Genomic DNA, 17,764 nt, shown 5'->3' with positions numbered 1-17,764 from the left:
GGCCTCCCGTCCGTCTGCCGGTGCGTCTACCGGCGTCGGGTCGCGTCCTCGACCTCGCCCACCAGTTCTTCGAGGATGTCCTCGAGGAACAGCACGCCGATCGTGCGGCCGTCCGCGTCGAAGGCGCGGGCCACGTGGCGCCCGGCGGCCCGCATGGTCGCGAGCGCGTCCTCGAGGTCCATCTCGGTGTACAGCGAGATGAGCTGACGGATGCGCTTCGGCGGCACCGGGTCGTCGAACTCGTCCGGCCGCAGGTCAATGACGTCCTTCACGTGCACGTAGCCCGTGGGGGAGCCGTCCTCGCCGACGAGCACGTAGCGGGAGAACCCGCGCTGCGCCACGGCGTGCTCGACGTCGGCCGGGGTGGCGTCGTCGGGCAGGGTGACGAGCTCGGCCATCGGCACGGCGACGTCACGGACCTTCTTCTCGGTGAACTCGAACGCCAGGGCGAGTTTGCCGTCGTCGGTCAGGGTGCCCTCGCGGCGGGACTGCTCCACGATGGTCTGCACCTCCTCCACCGTGAACGCGCTCACCGCTTCGTCCTTGGGCTCGACGCGGAACAGCCGCAGCACGGCGTTCGCGACCTCGTTCAGGCCGACGATGACCCAGTGCAGGCCGTGGCCGATGTACCAGAGCGTCGGGACGAGCAGCAGTGCGGCGCGGTCCGGCATCGAGAACGAGATGTTCTTCGGCACCATCTCGCCGAAAACCACGTGCAGGAACGACACGAGCAGCAGCGTGAACACGAAGGCCACCGTGCCGATCACCTCGGCACTCCAGCCCGTCAGGTGCAGCGGGACCTCGAGCAGGTGGTGGATCGCCGGCTCGGACACGTTCAGGATGAGCAGCGAGCAGACCGTGATGCCGAGCTGGGTCGTCGCGAGCATGCGGGTGGCGTGCTCCATCGCCCACAGCGTCATCTGCGCGGCCTTCGAGCCCTCTTCGGCGCGGGGCTCGATCTGCGAGCGGCGTGCGGAGATGACCGCGAACTCGGCCGCGACGAAGTACGCGTTGCCCATCAACAGGACGACGAGCCAGAAGATGCCCCACCAGTCGGAGCTCATCGGGTGCTGCCCTTCGTCGTGGTGGCCGCGGCCTTCGTGGTGGTCGGGGTGCTCTTGGTGGACGGGATGATGATCGCGGTCGCCGCCGTGTCGGTCGACGGGCGCGTCGGGGTCCAGCGGATGCGGTCGATCCGACGGCCGTCCAGCCGCTCGACGCGGAACACGCCGCCGTCCAGGGGCACCTCGTCGCCGACGACGGGCAGACGGCCCAGCGTCGACATGACGAACCCGCCGACGGTCTCGTACGGGCCCTCCTCGGGCACCTTCACGCCGGCTCGGTCCTCGAGCTCGTCGGGACGCAGCAGACCGGGGAAGGTCAGCCAGTCGCGGGAGCGGACCACGTCGATGCGGGCGCGGTCGTGCTCGTCGGAGACCTCGCCGACGATCTCCTCGATCAGGTCCTCGAGCGTGACGACCCCGGCGGTGCCGCCGTACTCGTCGACCACGATGACCATCTGGTAGCCGCGACCGCGGACCTCGGCGAGCAGGGTGTCGCCGGGCATGGTCTCCGGCACGCGTTCGGCGTCGGTCATGAGGGCCCCGACGGGGACCTCCGGACGCTTCTCGCGCGGCACGGCGACGGCCTGCTTGACGTGCACGATGCCGACGACGTCGTCCGCGTCCTCCTCGATGACGGGGAAGCGGCTGAAGCCGGTCTTGCGGGCGAGGGCGATGACGTCCTCGGCGGACTCGGACACGCGGATGGTGGAGAGCCTCGGGCGCGGGGTCATCACGTCGCTGGCGCTCAGCTCGGAGAACGAGATGGTGCGCTCGAGGAGCGTCGCGGTGTCCTGTTCGAGCGAGCCCTCCGACGCCGAGCGGCGGAGCAGCGAGGTGAGTTCCTCGGCGCTGCGGGCACCGGAGAGTTCCTCCTGCGGCTCGATGCCCAGCGACCGGAGCACGGCGTTCGCGGTGCCGTTCAGCAGCGCGACGGCGGGCTTGAAGACCGTCGTGAACGCGATCTGCAGCGGGACCACGAGCCTGGCGGTCTGCAGGGGCAGCGCGAGCGCGAAGTTCTTCGGCACGAGCTCGCCGAGGATCATCGACAGCAGGGTCGCGATGACGAGCGCCACGATCGAGCCGACGGTCTCGACGATGCCCTCCGGCAGGTTCATCGCCAGGAACGGCGCCTCGAGCAGCTTCGCGATCGAGGGTTCGAGCAGGTAGCCGGTCAGCAGCGTGGTCAGCGTGATGCCGAGCTGTGCGCTGGACAGGTGCGTCGAGGTGACCTTCAGCGCGCCGATGACCGGTGCGAGGCCGGCTTCACCGCGGTCGCGCCGCGCTTCGACGTCGGCGCGGTCGAGGTTGACCAGCGCGAACTCGGACGCGACGAAGACACCCGTGCCGAGGGTCAGCAGGATGCCGCCGATCAGCATGACGATGTCGATCGGACTCATGATTCACCCCCGTTCGCGCACAGGGATGACGTGCAGCTCACCGAGTGAGCGGCGGATGAGTGAGGCGAAGAACTATTCGGGGGATCGTCCACAGTGCTGCCAATCGTACTGCCTGCGCGGTCGCTGGACCGTGAATCCGTACAGAACCGACCGCGCCTAGGCCGTGATCCGCGCGCGGTGGTACTGCTGCGGCTCGTAGTCGACCGGCACGCGGAGTTCGACGGCGGCACGGAGCGCGAACGACGGGTCGCGGAGCATCTCGCGACCGATCATCACGACGTCGGCCAGGCCGGTCGCGACGATCTGCTCGGCCTGGAACGCCTCGGAGATCATGCCCACGGCGATCGTCGGGATGCCGGCGTCGCGCTTGATCGCCGCCGCGTGCGGCACCTGGTAGCCGGGGCCGACCGGGATCGGCGCGCTCGCGACGTTGCCGCCGGTGGACACGTCGGCCAGGTCGGCACCGTGCTCCGCGGCCCAGCGGGCGACCACGGTGGTCTCGTCGAGCGTGAGTCCGCCGTCGACCCAGTCGGTGGCCGAGAACCGGACGACGATCGGGAAGCCCTCGCCGACCTCGGCCCGCACGGCGTCGACGACCTCGAGCAGCGCGCGGGCACGGTTTTCGAGCGAGCCGCCGTACTGGTCGGTGCGCTGGTTGCTCAGCGGCGAGAGGAACTGGTGCAGCAGGTAGCCGTGGGCCGCGTGGATCTCGACCAGGTCGAACCCGGACTCCACCGCGCGGCGGGCGGACTGCGCGAAGGCGAGGGCGACGACGCGGATGTCCTCCACCGCGAGCTCGCGCGGGACGTCGTAGCCGTCGAAGGCCACGGCCGACGGCGCGACCGTGGTCCAGCCGCCCTGGTCGGCGGGGACGGTGCCGTGCGTGGTGTCCCAGGGGCGGTAGGTCGACGCCTTGCGACCGGCGTGCGCCAGCTGGATGCCCGCCGCGGCGCCCTGCTCGTGCAGGAAGTCGACGATCGGCTTGAACGCGTCGCGCTGCTGGTCGTTCCACAGCCCGAGGTCCTGCGGGGTGATCCGTCCCTCGGGCACGACGCCCGTCGCCTCGACCACGACCGCGCCGGCGCCGCCCTTGGCGAACCCGCCCAGGTGCACGAGGTGCCACGGCGTCGGGACGCCGTCCTGCTGGTCCACCGAGTACTGGCACATCGGGGAGACCCAGATGCGGTTGCGGACGGTCAGGTCACGGACGGTGATCGGGTCGAACAGGGCGTGCGTCACGCGGGCTCCTCAGAGGACGGGTGCCGGCGCCTCGGCCAGTTCCGTCAGGAACGACCGCAGCGACGCCGGCGACGTGTAGTGGTGGCCGACCGCCCCGATCGCTTCCGCACCGGTGGCGTTCTCGGCCCTGTTGTCCACGAACACCATCTGACTCGGGTCGATTCCCAAGCGCGCACAGGTGTCGCGGTAGATGGATGCCGCGGGCTTCAGGACGTGCTCCTCGGCGCTCACCACGACGGTCTCGAACAACGAGCCCATCGGGGAGCGGCGGTACGGGTCGCCGAAGTCGAAGCCCGCGTTCGAGAGCAGGGCGACACGGGTGCCGGCGTCGTGCAGCTCCTCGACGATCTCGAGGGTCTCCGGCTCGACCTCGAACCACCCGGTGAAGTCGATCGCCCAGAACCGGTGGATCTCGGAGATGCTCCAGGTCCGTCCGGTCCGTTCCGCGATCGCACGCCAGTACGCCACGACGGACAGGTCGCCGCGGTCCAGGTCGTGCCGGAGCTCCTGGTACACCGGGAACAGCTCGTCGGCCGGGACCCCGGTGGCGGCCACGAGGGCGTCCCGCGAGGCGTGCGGCGTCCGGCTGATCACCTCGCCGTAGTCGAAGACCACCACGCGACCAGGCAGGAACAGGCTCATGTGCTCCACCGTAACGTGGGGCCGGTGAACGACTTCGTGCCCGTCCGACCGTCCGATGCCGCCGCGTGGGTCACCGCCCCGACGGGGGAGTCCACCAAGTACCGCCGCGGGGTCCTCGGCGTCGCGACCGGCTCCGACCAGTACCCCGGCGCCGCGGTGCTCGGGGTCGACGCCGCCGTGCACACCGGCGTCGGCATGGTCCGGTACGTCGGACCGTCACGCGCCACCGACCACGTGCTCACCCGCCGCCCCGAGGTCGTGTCCGGCGTCGGCCGCGTGCAGGCCTGGCTCGTCGGCTCCGGCATCTCGGCGCCGTCGCTCGCTGACCTGGACGAGACGACGGCGTCGGGCTTCTCGCACGCCTCCGACGACGGCGTGCCGGTCGTCGTCGACGCCGGGGCGATCCCGCTCGTCGACCTCGGGTCGCTCGCCGTGCTCACCCCGCACGCCGGTGAGCTGGCTTCGTTCCTGGGAGCCGATCGCGCCGAGATCGAGCAGGACCCGGCCGCCGCGGCGCTCCGCGCGGCCGAGCAGACCGGCAGCGTCGTGCTGCTCAAGGGGGAGCGGACGCACGTGGTCACCCCGGACGGGTCGGTGCGGCTCGTCGCTGCATCTGCGACGCCGTGGCTCGCGGCGGCCGGTGCCGGGGACGTGCTCGGCGGGGTGCTCGGGGCGCTCGTCGCCGCGCGGCAGGGCTCCGTCGAGGCGGCCGGGTCGTCGCTCGCCCCGTCGGACCTCGCCCACCTGGCCGCGTCGGCCGCGGTGGTGCACGGACTCGCGGCGCGGCGGGCGTCCGGTGGCGGACCGTTCCCGATGACGACGCTCATCGCCGAGCTGCCGGGGGTCGTGCGGGACCTAGTGGTGGACGGCGACGCGCGCGGCTAGTCGGCGACGTGGAACGACGGTGTCGACGTCGTACGACATCGGCTTCGTCGTTCGTTGCAGGCGCGGACTGTTGCGGGTGCGTGGGAGCGACAGCGTCGAGGTCGTACGACATCGGCTTCGTCGTTCGTTGCGGGCGCGGGGTGACGACAGTGTCGGTGTCGTACGACGTCTGGTTCGTCGCTCCTTGCAGGCGCGCACAGTCACGTGCGCGGGGTGACGACAGTGTCGGTGTCGTACGACATCGGTGGTGTCGCTTGTTGTCGACGCGAGCGTGGGACGGACGGGAGGCGCGTGGCGGGGTCGCCACGCGCCTCCAGGCCGTCGGCGGTCACGTCACGGGCGTGACGCGCGTCGCGGACGTCAGCTCGCGGGGGTCGCGTGCACCAGGAACTCGACGGAACCGTCGTCGTCGACCTTGACGAACCCGAGGCTCGGGGCCTGCACGCCGTAGTCCGAGAAGGTGATCGGGACGGAACCGGAGATGTCGACGCCGTCGCCGTTCAGACCGACCTGCAGCTTCGCGGTGACGGCCTTCGTGACGCCGTGCAGGGTGAGCTTCCCCGAAGCCGTCACGGTCGTCGTGTCGGAGCCGCTCGGGACCGCGTCGGCGATCGGACCGGTGAGTTCGAAGGTGGCCTCGGGGAAGGCCGCGGCGTCCATCGCGGAGTCGCGGAAGTAGGCGTCGCGCTGGTCGGAGTCGGTGGTGATGTCGGCGACCTGCACCGCGATCTTCGCGGCGGTGATGCTCGTTCCGTCGACGGTCGCGGTGCCGGAGACGCTGTCGGTGCGGCCGGTGACGGTGACGTCGGAGCCGTTCAGGACCTCGTGGACGCGGTACCCGGCCTCCGAGTCGCCGCCGACCGTCCACTCGCCGGACAGGTCCGTGTCGTCGAGGGTGGAGGCCTCACGGGTGGCGGCGACGGACGGCGCGGCCGAGGCCTTCGCGTTCTCGTTGCTCGTGTAGACGTTCGTGAAGACCACCGCGCCCACGACGCCGAGGACGACGACGGCGGCGATGAGGGAGATCCAGATGACGGCCTTGCGGCGCTTGCGCGGGGTGTCGGAGGTCACGAGCAAAACGGTGACACGTCATGCTCGGGAGACCCTGAGTCCGTGGCAGCGATCGCCCTCGGTCCGGCCGCTACGCTCGTCCGGTGCAGAGGACCTCGACCCGGTGGCTCGAACTCGCCGGCTTCGTCCTGGCGTTCGTCGCCGTGCACGGGTTCCTGTGGTGGCTGACCCTCGTGTCGGCGAACCTGCCGCTCGGTGACGTGACGATCACCTACAGCCGCTGGATCGAGACCGGGCGGACCGCTGACTTCTGGGTCGGTATCGACGGCGCATGGGTGTACCCGATCCTGGCGATCGTGCCGATGGCGGCAGCGGCGCTCGGGGGCGTCGCGTCGATCGGTACCGGCTGGCTGCTGCTGATGGTGCTGCTCGATGCCGTGGCGTGCGCGTTCCTGTGGCGGTTCCGGGCGCGCGTGGGGTCGTCCGACCGCTTCGGCGTGCACGGCGTGCGGGTCGTCTGGTGGTGGCTGCTGTTCCTGCTCGCGCTCGGGCCGATCGCGCTCGGTCGGATCGACACCGTCGCGACGGTGTTCGCGCTGGTGGGCGTGGCGTTCGTCGCCTCGAGGCCGGCCGTCGCCTCCGCGCTCTTCACCGCCGGCGCGTGGACGAAGGTGTGGCCCGCGGCGCTCGTCGCGGTGCTGCTGCTCGTGCGCCGGGGACACCGCCGGGGTGTGCTCGCCGGAGCCCTGGTGCTGAGCGCCCTGATCGTGCTCGTCGACGTGCTGTGGGGCGGTGCGCCGTACCTGCTGTCCTTCGTCGGTGAGCAGACCGGCCGTGCGCTGCAGATCGAGTCACCGCTCGCGACGCCCTTCATGTGGGCCGCGGCCTTCGGCGTCCCCGGAGCGGCGGTGTTCTACGACCAGGAGATCCTGACCTTCGAGGTGTCCGGTGCCGGCACGTCCGCCGCCGCCGCGGTGTCGACGCCGCTGATGGCCGTCGTCGTGGTGGCCGGGGTCGTGCTCGCGCTCTGGGCCGCGCGCCGGGGTGCCCGTCGGGCCGAGCTCGCGCCGGTGCTCGCGCTGCTGCTCGTGGCCGCGCTCATCGCGACGAACAAGGTGGGGTCGCCGCAGTACATCGGCTGGTTCGCGGTGCCGATCGTGTGGGGGCTCGCCGCCGGCACCCCCAGTGCGCGCCGGTTCGTGCCGATCGCCGTGACCGCGCTGCCGATGGCCCTGCTCACGCAGGTGATCTACCCGGGCTACTACGACCAGTTGCTCGGCGTGCAGCCGTGGATCCTCGTGGTGCTCACGGTCCGGAACGTGCTCGAGGTGGCGATCCTGGTGTGGAGCGTCGTCGTGCTGGTGCGGATGGGGCGGGCTGCGGGGTCCGGACGGGTGTCGGCGCGCTCGTCGCCGTCCGTGCGCGACCAGCCCGAGCCGGGCAGGATGGACGCATGATCGTCGCCTTCTCCGTCGCTCCGTCCGGTGGTCCCGCTGCAACGTCCGACGGGTCCGTGCACGACGCCGTCGCGGCCGCCGTGCGCGTGGTGCGCGAGAGCGGGCTGGCGAATCGCACCTCGTCGATGTTCACCGAGATCGAGGGGGAGTGGGACGAGGTCATGGACGTCGTCAAGCGTGCCACCGAGGCCGTCGGCGCGTACGGCACGCGGGTGTCGCTCGTGCTCAAGGCCGACATCCGACCCGGGCACACCGGCGAGATCGACGGCAAGCTCGAACGGCTCGAGGCCGCGCTCGGCGAGTAGTGGTCAGCGGCGCCGACGCGGACGCCTGCGGCGACGGGGGTCGGTGCCGAGGACCGCGGCGACCGTCAGCAGGACGAGGCCGGCGACCGCGAACACCACGACGACGACGATCCCGAGTGGGTCGGTGACGTCCTCGCAGTTCGCGGGCGCGCCGGCGGCGCAGGAGGCCAGGACGGTCGTGACGGTGGGCACGTCGTCATCCTGCACCGCAGCGTCGACCGACACGCCGGAGCGGTCCCTCGGATGTCGGTGGCCGGGTGTCTCATGGTCTGCATCGAGCCACTTCCGGTGGCCTGCGAGACGACGATGAGGAGCGCGTGATGATGCACGACGGCTGGTGCCCCGACTGCGACCTGCGAACGGTCGTCATCGACACGGACGAACAGGGCGAGAACGCCTGGGCGACCTGCGCGGAGTGCGGCACCGGATGGGTGCACCGCGACGAGCTGCCCGAGCAGGCCCCCGCACGGACCCGCACCCCGGAGCGCCAGGCGGCCTGAGCTCCAGCGGGCTTTCGCTGGTCCGTTGGAGCGGTCTACACTCGATAGACCAGGACATCACGGCCGCCCCGTCCGGTGGGGTGCTGCACCGTCGTCCCGCTCCGCCCGCACGAGAACAGGCCCCATGTCACAGCTCACGCCTGCGCGTCGCACCCTCGCGCTCATCTCGCTCGCCCTCGGCGGGTTCGCCATCGGCTCGACCGAGTTCGTCGCGATGGGGCTGCTGCCGAACATCGCGCAGGCCCTGCTCCCCGAGCAGTACGGCATCGACCCCGACGCGGGGATCGCCCACGCCGGCTGGCTCGTCAGCGCCTACGCCCTCGGGGTCGTCGTCGGTGCGCCGACCATCGCGGCGATGTCGGCCCGGTTCCCGCGCAAGGGCCTGATCCTCGTGCTGCTCGTCGGGTTCGTCGTCGCGACGATCGCCAGCGCGCTGCTGCCCTCGTTCGGTCTGGTGCTCGTCGCCCGCTTCGTCGCGGGTCTGCCGCACGGCGCCTACTTCGGCATCGCGTCGATCGTCGCCGGCGACATGATGGGCCCGGGCAAGCGCGGCAAGGGCATCGCCATGGTGCTGCTCGGCCTGTCGGTCGCGAACGTCGTCGGGGTCCCGGCGATCACGTGGGTCGGACAGGTCGCCGGGTGGCGGGTCGCCTACGGCGTCGTCGCCGCGCTGTTCGCCCTGACGTTCCTGGCCATCGCGGCCTTCGTGCCGAAGAGCGCCCGCGACGAGCACGCCACGATCGGCCGTGAGCTCCGGGCGTTCCGCGTGCCGCAGGTGTGGATCGTGATGGGCCTCGGTGCTGTCGGGTTCGGCGGGTTCTTCGCGGTGTACTCGTACATCTCGCCGCTCGTGCAGAACGTCACCGGGATGCCCGAGTCGTTCGTGCCGATCGTGCTCGTCGTCGTGGGCATCGGCATGGTCGTCGGCGGGGTGCTCGGCGGACACCTGGCCGACCACAGCGTGAAGCGCACGATCTACGTCGGCATGTTCGCGCTCATCGGCGCCCTGCTCATCACCGTCCTGACGGCGCAGTGGCTTTGGGGCATGCTGCTCGGCGCGTTCCTGCTCGGGGCGACCTCGTCGGCGATCCCGCCGGCGGTGCAGTCGCGCCTGATGGACGTCGCCGGGGACGCCCGCACGATCGCGGCGGCGCTGAACCACTCGGCGTTCAACATCGGCAACTCGATCGGTGCGGCCCTGGGCGGCGCGGTCATCGCGGCCGGCTTCGGGTTCCTCGCACCGGGCTGGCTCGGCATCGGCCTGGCGCTGCTCGGCGTCCTGGTGACGATGGTCAGCTACGCGGTCGAGCGGCGGAGCACCCGTCGTGCCGCGGTCCGCTCCTCGTCACCCTCCACCGGTCCGATCACCGCACCGGTCCCGACGGCCTGACACGCGGGGTGCACGCACGCACCCACCGGACGGGAGGCCCGTGGCGACGCCGCCACGGGCCTCCCGTCCGTCGTGCGGCGCGGCCACCGCACATGGTGAGCAGCAATGGTCGGGTCCCGTGACGGGACCCGACCATTGCTGCTCACGAAGCGAAGCGAAGCGCAGCAGTCGCTAGAGCCCCAGGGGGCTGCCGTCCTGCACGATGATGCCGTCGGTGATCGCACGCTTCCGGAGCGCCACCTTCGTGCCCACGTCGAAGCCCGCGACGCGGTACTTCTCGCGGATGCGCTTGAGGTAGCTCTTCGCGGTCTCCTCGGAGATGCCGAGCTGGTAGGCGACGCTCTTGACGGGCTCGCCACCGCCGTACAGGGCCATCACGCGACGCTCCTGGGCGCTGAGCTTCGGGACACCGCCGACGTCGCCGCTGTTGATGGCGAGGTCGAGTTCGGCCGAGACGTACTGCTCGCCGCGCTGGGCGGAGCGGATCGCCTCGACGATCATGTCCGCGTCCTCGCTCTTGACCAGGTACCCGAGGGCGCCGGCGCCGAGGGCCTCGCGCACGACGTTCGGCTCCGAGTACGTGCTCATCACGACGGTCTTGACGCCCGCGGTCTTGAGCGTCGAGATCTTCAACGACACCGGGATGGAGTCCTTGAGGTCCAGGTCCAGCAGCACCACGTCGACCGGGAACGCCGGGCTCGTCAGGAGCTCGGGCCAGGTCGTGACGGCCGCCACCAGGGTGATGTCGTCGGCGGCGTTCCGGATCCACTCCGTGAGCGCGCCGAGGAGCATCCTGTGGTCGTCGACCAGTGCGAGTCGGATCGGTTCCTCTGGAGTCGCCATGCTGGCGTCCTTTCTCGGTGCGGATTGCACGGCCGATCCTAGGAGGATGCGGGCCGGAAGTCGGTGAGGCGTGCGGGTGTCCGGCGGCTACATCGACGGATGTCGGTTCACGACGCAGTGCGCGACGATGTGCAGCGTGCCGTCCCGGACGGACTCGGTGTACGGCCCGATGCGCTGCAGGGCACTCCAGGCCGTCGGACCGAGGCTGCGCCGGGGCACGCCGCGGGACTCGATGACGACGGGCACGTCCATCGTGTCGTCGCTGACCGGGTGACCGTCGGACCCGATCGGGCCGAGGGTGACGGAGACGACGGGCATGCCGGGCTGCGCGGTGCGGCCGTCGCCGACCATCTGCCAGATCGCCTGCAGCAACCCGTCGCGCTGTGCGGGGGAGAGGTGCCCGGCCAGGGCGGTCGGGTCCGCGACGCTGACAGAACGACCGAGGTGGTCGGACTCGGTGATCGCGTGGTACAGCCAGGTCTCGCGGCGTCCCTCGATCAGGTGCAGGCGGAGCTCGGTGGCGAGTGACGCGGCGACGGAGCTCGAGGCGTCGGACAGTGGCAGCGGGTCGGTGCCGTTCGCGACGGCGTCGAGCAGCTTCTCGGCGGCCAGGTCGAGCCGGGCGAGCTCGTCCGAGGCGAGCATGCCGACGGCGAACTGCGGTGCCTGCACGTTGCTCTGCACGAGCACCCGGTCGAGTTCGCGCTGCACGAGCTGGCGGAACCGCTGCACGACGTACAGCGCGAGCGCCGGCGGCACGACGACGAGCGACAGCAGGGACACGATGCCGGGCATGGTGTCGTTCGTGATCGGCGTCGACGCGACGGCCATCGCGATGAACGCGAGGCCGAGCACAGCGATGGCGGCTGCGACTTCCCGGGCGGGTCGGAGCGTGGCGATCGGCAGCAGGGCGAATCCCGCGGCCATCGAGGCGGTCGCGGTGTGCGCGATGTCGTGCTCGGGCCAGATGCCGATGAAGTCGAGCGTGACCACGCACGCCAGCACGACGCAGATCAACGCGAAGGCCGGACCCGTCAGGCGTTCGCCGTAGGTCAGGACGCTGAGTCCGACCCCGACGGCGGCGACGACGTAGAGCCCCCAGGCGACCGCGGGCAACCACGGGTCGGAGTACTCGTTCCAGCGCACCAGGAAGAACGCGATGCCGGCGACGGCTTCGATCGCGGTGAGGACCGCGGCGCCGAGGCCGAGGTAGCCGGCACCGAGCGAGGCGCCGGGCTTCGCGGCCTGCCGCAGGGACCGGGCGCCGGTGGACGTCGACGGGAGCCCTCTGGCCTGCCGGCGCTCGCTGGTCCGGTACCGCTCGCGCGCCTCGCGGCGGGTGCGGGGTGCGGGCGGAGCCGTCTCGCCGGGCAGGCTGCGGCCGATGGTGTCCTCGGGGACCCGGGTCATCGCGGTGCCTCCAGGACGACGGTGGTGCCGGAGCCCGGCGCGGAGAAGAGCTTCGCGTCGCCGCCGACCTCGCGCAGGCGGTTCACGACGCTCTCCTTGAAGCCGAGTCGCTCGGCACTGACGGTGGTGAGGTCGAAGCCGACGCCGGAGTCGGTGACCATCGCACGGACGACCTCGTTGTCGTGGACGATCGTGACGTGCGCCTCGCCGACGCCGGCGTGCCGACGGACGTTCTCGAGGCACTCGCCGAGCGCGAGCAAGAACGCGTCGAGCACGTTCGACGGCAGCAGGACCTGGCCGGTGCCGTGCCAGCTGACCTCGAGCCCCATCCGGCCGAAGCGCTGCTTGACCGATTCGAGGGTCTGCCCGAGGGGCGATTCCTCTTCTCGCGTGAGCGAGTAGTCACCGGACTGCGAGGGCTGCGGGGTCGCACCGAGGCGCAGGTGCCGCAGCAGTCGGGCGTCCTCGGCGGCCTGCTCGCGCATCGCCTGCTCGGAGACGCCGACGCCGGAGTGCGCCAGCAACGTCAGGGTCGCGAGCACGGTGTCGTGCAGCAGGCGGGCACCCTGGCGGCGCTGCGCCTCGGTCTCGCTGGCCTGCCGTTCGGCACGGTGGGCGGTGCCGATGCTGTAGATGCGGCGGGCGACGCGGGGGATGCTGCGCGAGATCCAGATCGCCACGACGGCCATCAGGATCCACCCGAGCAGTGCGCCGCTGACCGGGGTCGACAGGAGCGAGCCCGAGCCCCAGACCATGAGCACCACCACGGCGCCGCCCCCGGCGATGGTGATGCCGAGACCGACCGGGTGCCCGCGCTGTGCCATCAGCGGTGCCGAGAGCCCGCCGGCGGCCAGGGGCATGACGGCGCTGGCGACGAGGGGCCGCGCCGAGTCGTCGACGCCGGTGAAGAGCAGCACCATCGTGGCGAGGCCGGCGACGACGATGGCGGCGGTCCACCACACTTCACCGCCACGGCCGAAGCACACGAGCGCGGTGATCATCGCGGCGATGCAGAGGAGTGCGCCGATGAGGGGCAGCGTGGGCACGGCGGCGGCGGAGAGGATGCCCACGACGCTGACGAGCGCGCAGACGATGCCCACGACACGGGTCGCCGACCGCAGCAAGCGGTCGCGTTCCTGTGCGATGAAGTCCATCGATGTCCTGGTTGGTGACGATCTGGGTGGTGCGGGAAACCGAGCGTCGGTCAGTGCCGGGCTCCACGCCATCATTCCACGCGCGCCACCCGTTGGGGGGTCTTCGGCGCGCCGCGGTGGCGGCAGGCCCCTGTCAGGACTCGAGCAACCGCCGCAGGTGCGCCCCGACCTGCTCGTGCTCGATGAGGAACCCGTCGTGTCCGAACTCGCTCTCGATCACCGCTGCGGTGTCCCCGTCGAGCGCGTCCGGCACGCCCGCGGCGATCCGGTGCTGGTCCTCGACGGGGAACAGCCGGTCGCTCGAGATCCCCACCACCAGGGTCCGCGCGGTCACCAGCCCGAGGGCGGCCGACACCCCGCCGCGCCCGGCGCCGACGTCGTGCGAGTCCATCGCGTACGTCAGCGTGACGTAGCTCGAGGCGTCGAACCGCCGCGTGAACTTGTTGCCGTGGAAGTCGAGGTAGCTCTCCACCGAGAACCGGCCGTCGTCGCCGAGCGGGGAGACGTCGCTCTGCCAGGACCGCGCAAAGCGGCTGTTCAGCTCGTCCGACGCGCGGTACGTCATGAGCGCCATCCGCCGGGCCAGCGACAGTCCCCGGTGCGGTCCCTCGCCGACATCGGCCTCGAAGTAGTCGCCGCCGGCGAACGCCGGGTCCATCTGGATCGCCGCCCGCTGCAGCGAGTTCGCCGCGATCTGGTCGGCGGTGGTCTGCGCCGTCGACGCCAGGACCGCCAGCCGCTGCACGCGATCCGGGTGCGAGACCGCGAACTCGAGGGCGTGCATGCCGCCCATCGACCCGCCCACGACGGCCGCGAAGGTCTCGATGCCGAGCCGGTCGGCGAGCTGCGCCTGCACCTCGACCTGGTCGCGCACCGTCACGAACGGGAACCGCGAGCCCCACTCCGCGCCCGTCGGCGACACCGACGACGGCCCGGTGGTGCCCTGGCAGCCGCCGAGCATGTTCGGCGCGATCACGAACCACCGGTCGGTGTCGATCGCCCGCCCGGGCCCGACGACGTCACCCCACCAGCCGGCGGTGCGGTGGCCCGGGCCGGGGGCGCCCGCGACGTGCGAGTCCCCGGTCAGTGCGTGCAGGACGAGCACCGCGTTGTCGCGGGCGGCGTTGAGCGTGCCCCACGTCTCGTACGCCACGCGCACGGACGGCAGGCGGCCGCCGCGCACCCACTGCTCGCCGAGGGACTCGAAGTGGCGTGCACCCGGGTGGTCACCGGGACGCCAGGCACCGGTCACGGGCGGCTTGCCGAGGGTGCCGAGTTCGGTGCCGGGCACCAGGGTGGACGGCACGGAGTCCTCGGGGGTCGTCTGCCAGTCCATCGTGCGTCCAGTCTGCCGGGAGGCGCGGGTCGCCGCCGCCGTGTTACGTCACGCCGGTGCGTGGCCGGGTGTCCGGGCCGCGCTCGGGTCGGGCGCGTCGGGCCGGTTGGGCGGGTTGGGCGGGTTGGGCGGGTTGGGCGGGTTGGGCGGGTTGGGCGGGTTGGGCGGGTTGGGCGGGTTGGGCGGGTTGGGCGGGTTGGACCGACGCAGAACGACAGGGTCGATGTCGTACGACGTCGACCCTGTCGTTCTGCGTCGGCAGGCAGCCAGGGAGGCAGGCAGGCCGCGCGGGCCCTACGCGCGCTGGCTCTCCTGCGCGATCGCCCGGGCCGCGGCGAGGCCGGCCTCGAGGTCGGCCTTCAGGTCGGCGATGTTCTCGATGCCGACCGACAGGCGCACCAGGCCGGGCGTGACCCCGGTGGTGAGCTGCTGCTCGGGGGTGAGCTGCGAGTGCGTGGTCGACGCCGGGTGGATGACGAGCGAGCGGACGTCACCGATGTTCGCCAGGTGCGAGAACAGCTGCAGGTTGTCGACGAACGCCTTGCCCGCGGTCACCCCGCCCTTGAGCTCGAACGACAGCACGGCGCCGACGCCCTTCGGCGCGTACCGGTTCGCGGCGGCGTACCAGGGGGACGTCGGCAGCCCGGCGTAGGCGACGGTGGCGACGTCGGGGTGCTGGTCGAGCCACTCCGCGATATCCTGCGCGTTGGACACGTGCCGCTCGATGCGGAGCGACAGGGTCTCGATGCCCTGCAGCAGCGCGAAGGCCGTGTCCGCCGAGTTCGACGCACCGAGGTCGCGGAGCAGCTGCACCCGGGCCTTCACGATGTAGGCGAGCTCGTTGCCGACCGCCTCGGCGAAGACCGCGCCGTGGTACGACGGGTCGGGCGTGTTGAACTCCGGGAACCGGTCGGCGTGCTGCGACCAGGCGAACTTCCCGCCGTCGACGATGATCCCGCCGATGACCGTGCCGTGGCCACCGAGGAACTTCGTGGCCGAGTGCACCACGATGTCGGCACCGTGCTCGAACGGACGGATCAGGTACGGCGTCGCGATCGTGTTGTCGACGATCAGCGGGACGCCGGACTCGTGGGCGACGTCGCTGACGCCCGTGATGTCGAGGACGTTGATCTTCGGGTTGCCGATGGTCTCGGCGAAGAACAGCTTCGTGTTCGGGCGGACCGCGCGGCGCCACTCCTCGAGGTCGTCCTGGTCCTCGACGAACGTCGTCTCGATGCCGAGCTTCGCCAGCGTGTACTTGAACAGGTTGTACGTGCCGCCGTAGATCGACGACGACGACACGATGTGGTCACCCGCCCCCGCGATGTTCAGCACCGCGTAGGTCTCGGCAGCCTGGCCGGACGCGACGAGCAGGGCCCCGGAGCCGCCCTCGAGCGCGGCGATCCGCTGCTCGACGACGTCGTTCGTCGGGTTCATGATCCGGGAGTAGATGTTGCCCGGCTTGGCGAGCGCGAACAGGTCGCGCGCTTCGTCCGAGTTCGCGAAGACGTACGAGGTCGTCTTGTAGATCGGCGTCGCTCGGGCGCCCGTGGTCGGGTCCGGCTGCGCGCCGGCGTGGACCTGGGTGGTCTCGAACTGCCACTGCGCGGCGTCGTGCTCGGTCATCTTGGTGCTCCTGTCCGGTGCGGCTGGTCGTCGGGTCGCCTTGCGCTCGGCCTGGAGGCGCGGCGCGGCTGTGCGTCGGCTGTCACGGTACGCAGGTGGCCGGGCCCGCACCACCGCGCCGCCTCGGGACGTAACGCACCCGCCCGGCCCGCCCCGCGCCTCCCGTCCGGAGGCGCGACCCTGGGTCGCACTGTGCGAGGCCACCTGTGGTGCGAGGTTGCGGACTCGGTGCGAGCCTGCGCCCCCTGCACCACGGACGGAACCTCGCACCGTTCGTGGACGGCCCTCGCACGGTGCGGGGTGGCACCGCGACGTCGCGCGCTGCCGACTGAGCGCAGCGAAGACGACTGCTTGCGCGGAGATGTCACTTGTCGCGGCGGAACAGCCAGTCGACCTTCGGCTCGAGCAGCCACCGCATCCCGCGCCGCACGAAGGGCTGCGCCAGGAAGAGGCTGACGGCACACGCGATGACGACCATGAGGAGCACGAACGGCCAGGCCGAGTGCTCGCCGGCCAGGACACCGGACTCCCGGATCGGGTAGAGCACGAACGTGTGGAGGAGGTAGACGTACATCGTCGCGGCGCCGAACTGGGTGATCCAGATGTTCCGACGGGGGATGAGCACCAGGAACGACGCCGTCAGCAGGGTCGCGAGCAGCATCAGGCCGAAGCGCACCGCACCCGCCCACCAGGCGTCCTCACCGAGCCCCGAGTAGGAGTCGTCGTAGAAGAACCAGTGGTGCAGGTCGAACTCCTTGAACTGCGGGATCCAGACCGCGCAGGACACCGCCCACGCGGCGAACACCACGACGGCGGCGATCCGCACCCGGACGACGGTGCGGCGTGACGCCTCGTACCAGCGGTCGAAGACGCCCCACTGCTTGACCTGCCACCCGAGCAGGAAGAACGGCAGCAGGCTGATCGCGCGGGACAGCGAGAGCGTCGAGTCCACGTTGTCGAAGTAGCCGACGCCGATGCTGAACACGACAGCCCAGAACAGCGGCCACCGCAGCTGCGCCAGGTACGGCAGGATCAGCTTGAAGATGCCCAGGGCCAGCAGGAACCACAGGGTCCACGTCGGCTTCGTCGGGTTGAAGTCCTTGCCGCCCTCGACGATGCCCTGCACCACGGTCCAGATCGTCTGCATGATGATGTACGGCACCACGATGTCCGTGATCGTCCGGCGCATCCGCCTCGCCGTCGGGGTGTCCGCCGACGAGAAGTAGCCGCTGATCACGCCGAACGCCGGCATGTGGAACGCGTAGATGAACGTGTAGAGCGCCAGGGCGTGCTCGCTCGCCGGCGTCTGCCGCTGGATCGCGTGCCCGATGACCACGAGCGTGACCGCGACGAACCGCGCGGTGTCCCACATCGGGATCCGGCGCGGGGCTCGACCGGGCTCGAGCTGCGTCGCCGGGGCCGAGGGGGCGGGAGGGGCGGCATCCGTCGTCATCGCCGGTCACGTTACCGGATCGTGACCTGGACGGCCCGGTGCGGCGCCGGAA

At 71.3% G+C, this 17,764-nt stretch carries 17 protein-coding genes; 5 read left to right on the top strand and 12 right to left on the bottom strand.

Annotation, left to right across the window (positions count from 1 at the left end):
- Nucleotides 1–26: 26 nt before the first annotated feature.
- The 4 genes from DEJ20_RS11230 to DEJ20_RS11215 form a co-directional block, all read right to left on the bottom strand.
- Entirely contained in the window at nt 27–1,064 is a 1,038-nt protein-coding gene (locus tag DEJ20_RS11230) for a hemolysin family protein (protein WP_027465832.1), read from the bottom strand.
- Nucleotides 1,061–2,461 (bottom strand): hemolysin family protein, encoded by a 1,401-nt coding sequence (locus DEJ20_RS11225; protein WP_111087819.1) that lies wholly within the window; start codon nt 2,459–2,461, stop codon nt 1,061–1,063. Before DEJ20_RS11225 ends, DEJ20_RS11230 begins: the two co-directional genes overlap by 4 nt.
- 156 nt (nt 2,462–2,617) lie before the next feature.
- The gene (locus DEJ20_RS11220) at nt 2,618–3,700 is read right to left on the bottom strand and encodes an NADH:flavin oxidoreductase/NADH oxidase (protein WP_111236560.1); all 1,083 of its coding nucleotides are present in this window, start codon (nt 3,698–3,700) and stop codon (nt 2,618–2,620) included.
- A gap of 9 nt (nt 3,701–3,709) precedes the next feature.
- Nucleotides 3,710–4,342 (bottom strand): HAD family hydrolase, encoded by a 633-nt coding sequence (locus DEJ20_RS11215; RefSeq protein WP_146245501.1) that lies wholly within the window; start codon nt 4,340–4,342, stop codon nt 3,710–3,712.
- A gap of 24 nt (nt 4,343–4,366) precedes the next feature.
- Between DEJ20_RS11215 and DEJ20_RS11210 the strand changes: the two genes are divergently transcribed.
- Nucleotides 4,367–5,227 carry an ADP-dependent NAD(P)H-hydrate dehydratase gene (locus DEJ20_RS11210; RefSeq protein ID WP_111236562.1) on the top strand — a complete coding sequence of 287 codons (861 nt, stop codon included), beginning with the start codon at nt 4,367–4,369 and terminating at the stop codon, nt 5,225–5,227.
- A 360-nt stretch (nt 5,228–5,587) separates the two neighbouring features.
- Here DEJ20_RS11210 and DEJ20_RS11205 read toward each other — a convergent pair whose 3' ends face one another.
- Entirely contained in the window at nt 5,588–6,298 is a 711-nt protein-coding gene (locus DEJ20_RS11205) for a YceI family protein (protein WP_111236563.1), read from the bottom strand.
- Nucleotides 6,299–6,381: 83 nt separating this feature from the next.
- Between DEJ20_RS11205 and DEJ20_RS11200 the strand changes: the two genes are divergently transcribed.
- Together DEJ20_RS11200 and DEJ20_RS11195 are read left to right on the top strand one after the other, a co-directional pair.
- Nucleotides 6,382–7,695: a glycosyltransferase 87 family protein gene (locus DEJ20_RS11200; RefSeq protein ID WP_111236564.1), complete on the top strand. Its 1,314-nt coding sequence runs from the start codon at nt 6,382–6,384 to the stop codon at nt 7,693–7,695.
- Entirely contained in the window at nt 7,692–8,000 is a 309-nt protein-coding gene (locus DEJ20_RS11195) for a thiamine-binding protein (RefSeq protein WP_111236565.1), read from the top strand. The genes DEJ20_RS11200 and DEJ20_RS11195 overlap by 4 nt, the downstream gene beginning before the upstream one ends.
- Nucleotides 8,001–8,003: 3 nt before the next feature.
- Here DEJ20_RS11195 and DEJ20_RS11190 read toward each other — a convergent pair whose 3' ends face one another.
- A complete protein-coding gene (locus DEJ20_RS11190) occupies nt 8,004–8,192 on the bottom strand; it encodes a hypothetical protein (protein WP_146243492.1) in 189 nt (62 codons plus the stop codon).
- Nucleotides 8,193–8,320: 128 nt separating this feature from the next.
- Here DEJ20_RS11190 and DEJ20_RS11185 point away from each other — a divergent pair, with 128 nt between their 5' ends.
- The gene (locus tag DEJ20_RS11185; RefSeq protein ID WP_071404570.1) at nt 8,321–8,500 is read left to right on the top strand and encodes a hypothetical protein; all 180 of its coding nucleotides are present in this window, start codon (nt 8,321–8,323) and stop codon (nt 8,498–8,500) included.
- 124 nt (nt 8,501–8,624) lie between these two features.
- A complete protein-coding gene (locus DEJ20_RS11180) occupies nt 8,625–9,890 on the top strand; it encodes an MFS transporter (protein WP_111236566.1) in 1,266 nt (421 codons plus the stop codon).
- A 171-nt stretch (nt 9,891–10,061) separates the two neighbouring features.
- Here the strand turns inward: DEJ20_RS11180 and DEJ20_RS11175 are convergent, their stop codons facing one another.
- From DEJ20_RS11175 to DEJ20_RS11150, 6 genes are all read right to left on the bottom strand, one after another.
- Nucleotides 10,062–10,733: a response regulator transcription factor gene (locus DEJ20_RS11175; protein ID WP_017888182.1), complete on the bottom strand. Its 672-nt coding sequence runs from the start codon at nt 10,731–10,733 to the stop codon at nt 10,062–10,064.
- A gap of 87 nt (nt 10,734–10,820) precedes the next feature.
- Nucleotides 10,821–12,143, bottom strand: a complete 1,323-nt coding sequence (locus tag DEJ20_RS11170; protein ID WP_111236567.1) for a hypothetical protein — start codon at nt 12,141–12,143, stop codon at nt 10,821–10,823.
- Nucleotides 12,140–13,297, bottom strand: coding sequence for a sensor histidine kinase (locus tag DEJ20_RS11165; protein ID WP_111024826.1), 1,158 nt, complete (start codon nt 13,295–13,297; stop codon nt 12,140–12,142). The genes DEJ20_RS11170 and DEJ20_RS11165 overlap by 4 nt, the downstream gene beginning before the upstream one ends.
- A gap of 133 nt (nt 13,298–13,430) precedes the next feature.
- Entirely contained in the window at nt 13,431–14,633 is a 1,203-nt protein-coding gene (gene metX, locus DEJ20_RS11160; protein ID WP_111236568.1) for a homoserine O-acetyltransferase MetX, read from the bottom strand.
- A 294-nt stretch (nt 14,634–14,927) separates the two neighbouring features.
- A complete protein-coding gene (locus DEJ20_RS11155) occupies nt 14,928–16,259 on the bottom strand; it encodes a bifunctional o-acetylhomoserine/o-acetylserine sulfhydrylase (RefSeq protein WP_111235114.1) in 1,332 nt (443 codons plus the stop codon).
- 364 nt (nt 16,260–16,623) lie between these two features.
- Complete coding sequence (locus tag DEJ20_RS11150) at nt 16,624–17,712, bottom strand: acyltransferase family protein (RefSeq protein ID WP_111235113.1); 1,089 nt, start codon at nt 17,710–17,712, stop codon at nt 16,624–16,626.
- Nucleotides 17,713–17,764: the final 52 nt, after the last annotated feature.

The sequence above is a fragment of the Curtobacterium sp. MCSS17_005 genome, assembly GCF_003234225.2.
Lineage (GTDB): Bacteria > Actinomycetota > Actinomycetes > Actinomycetales > Microbacteriaceae > Curtobacterium > Curtobacterium flaccumfaciens.
Note: the sequence above shows the minus strand (reverse complement) of the source record. Positions and strands in the feature narration are given on the sequence as shown.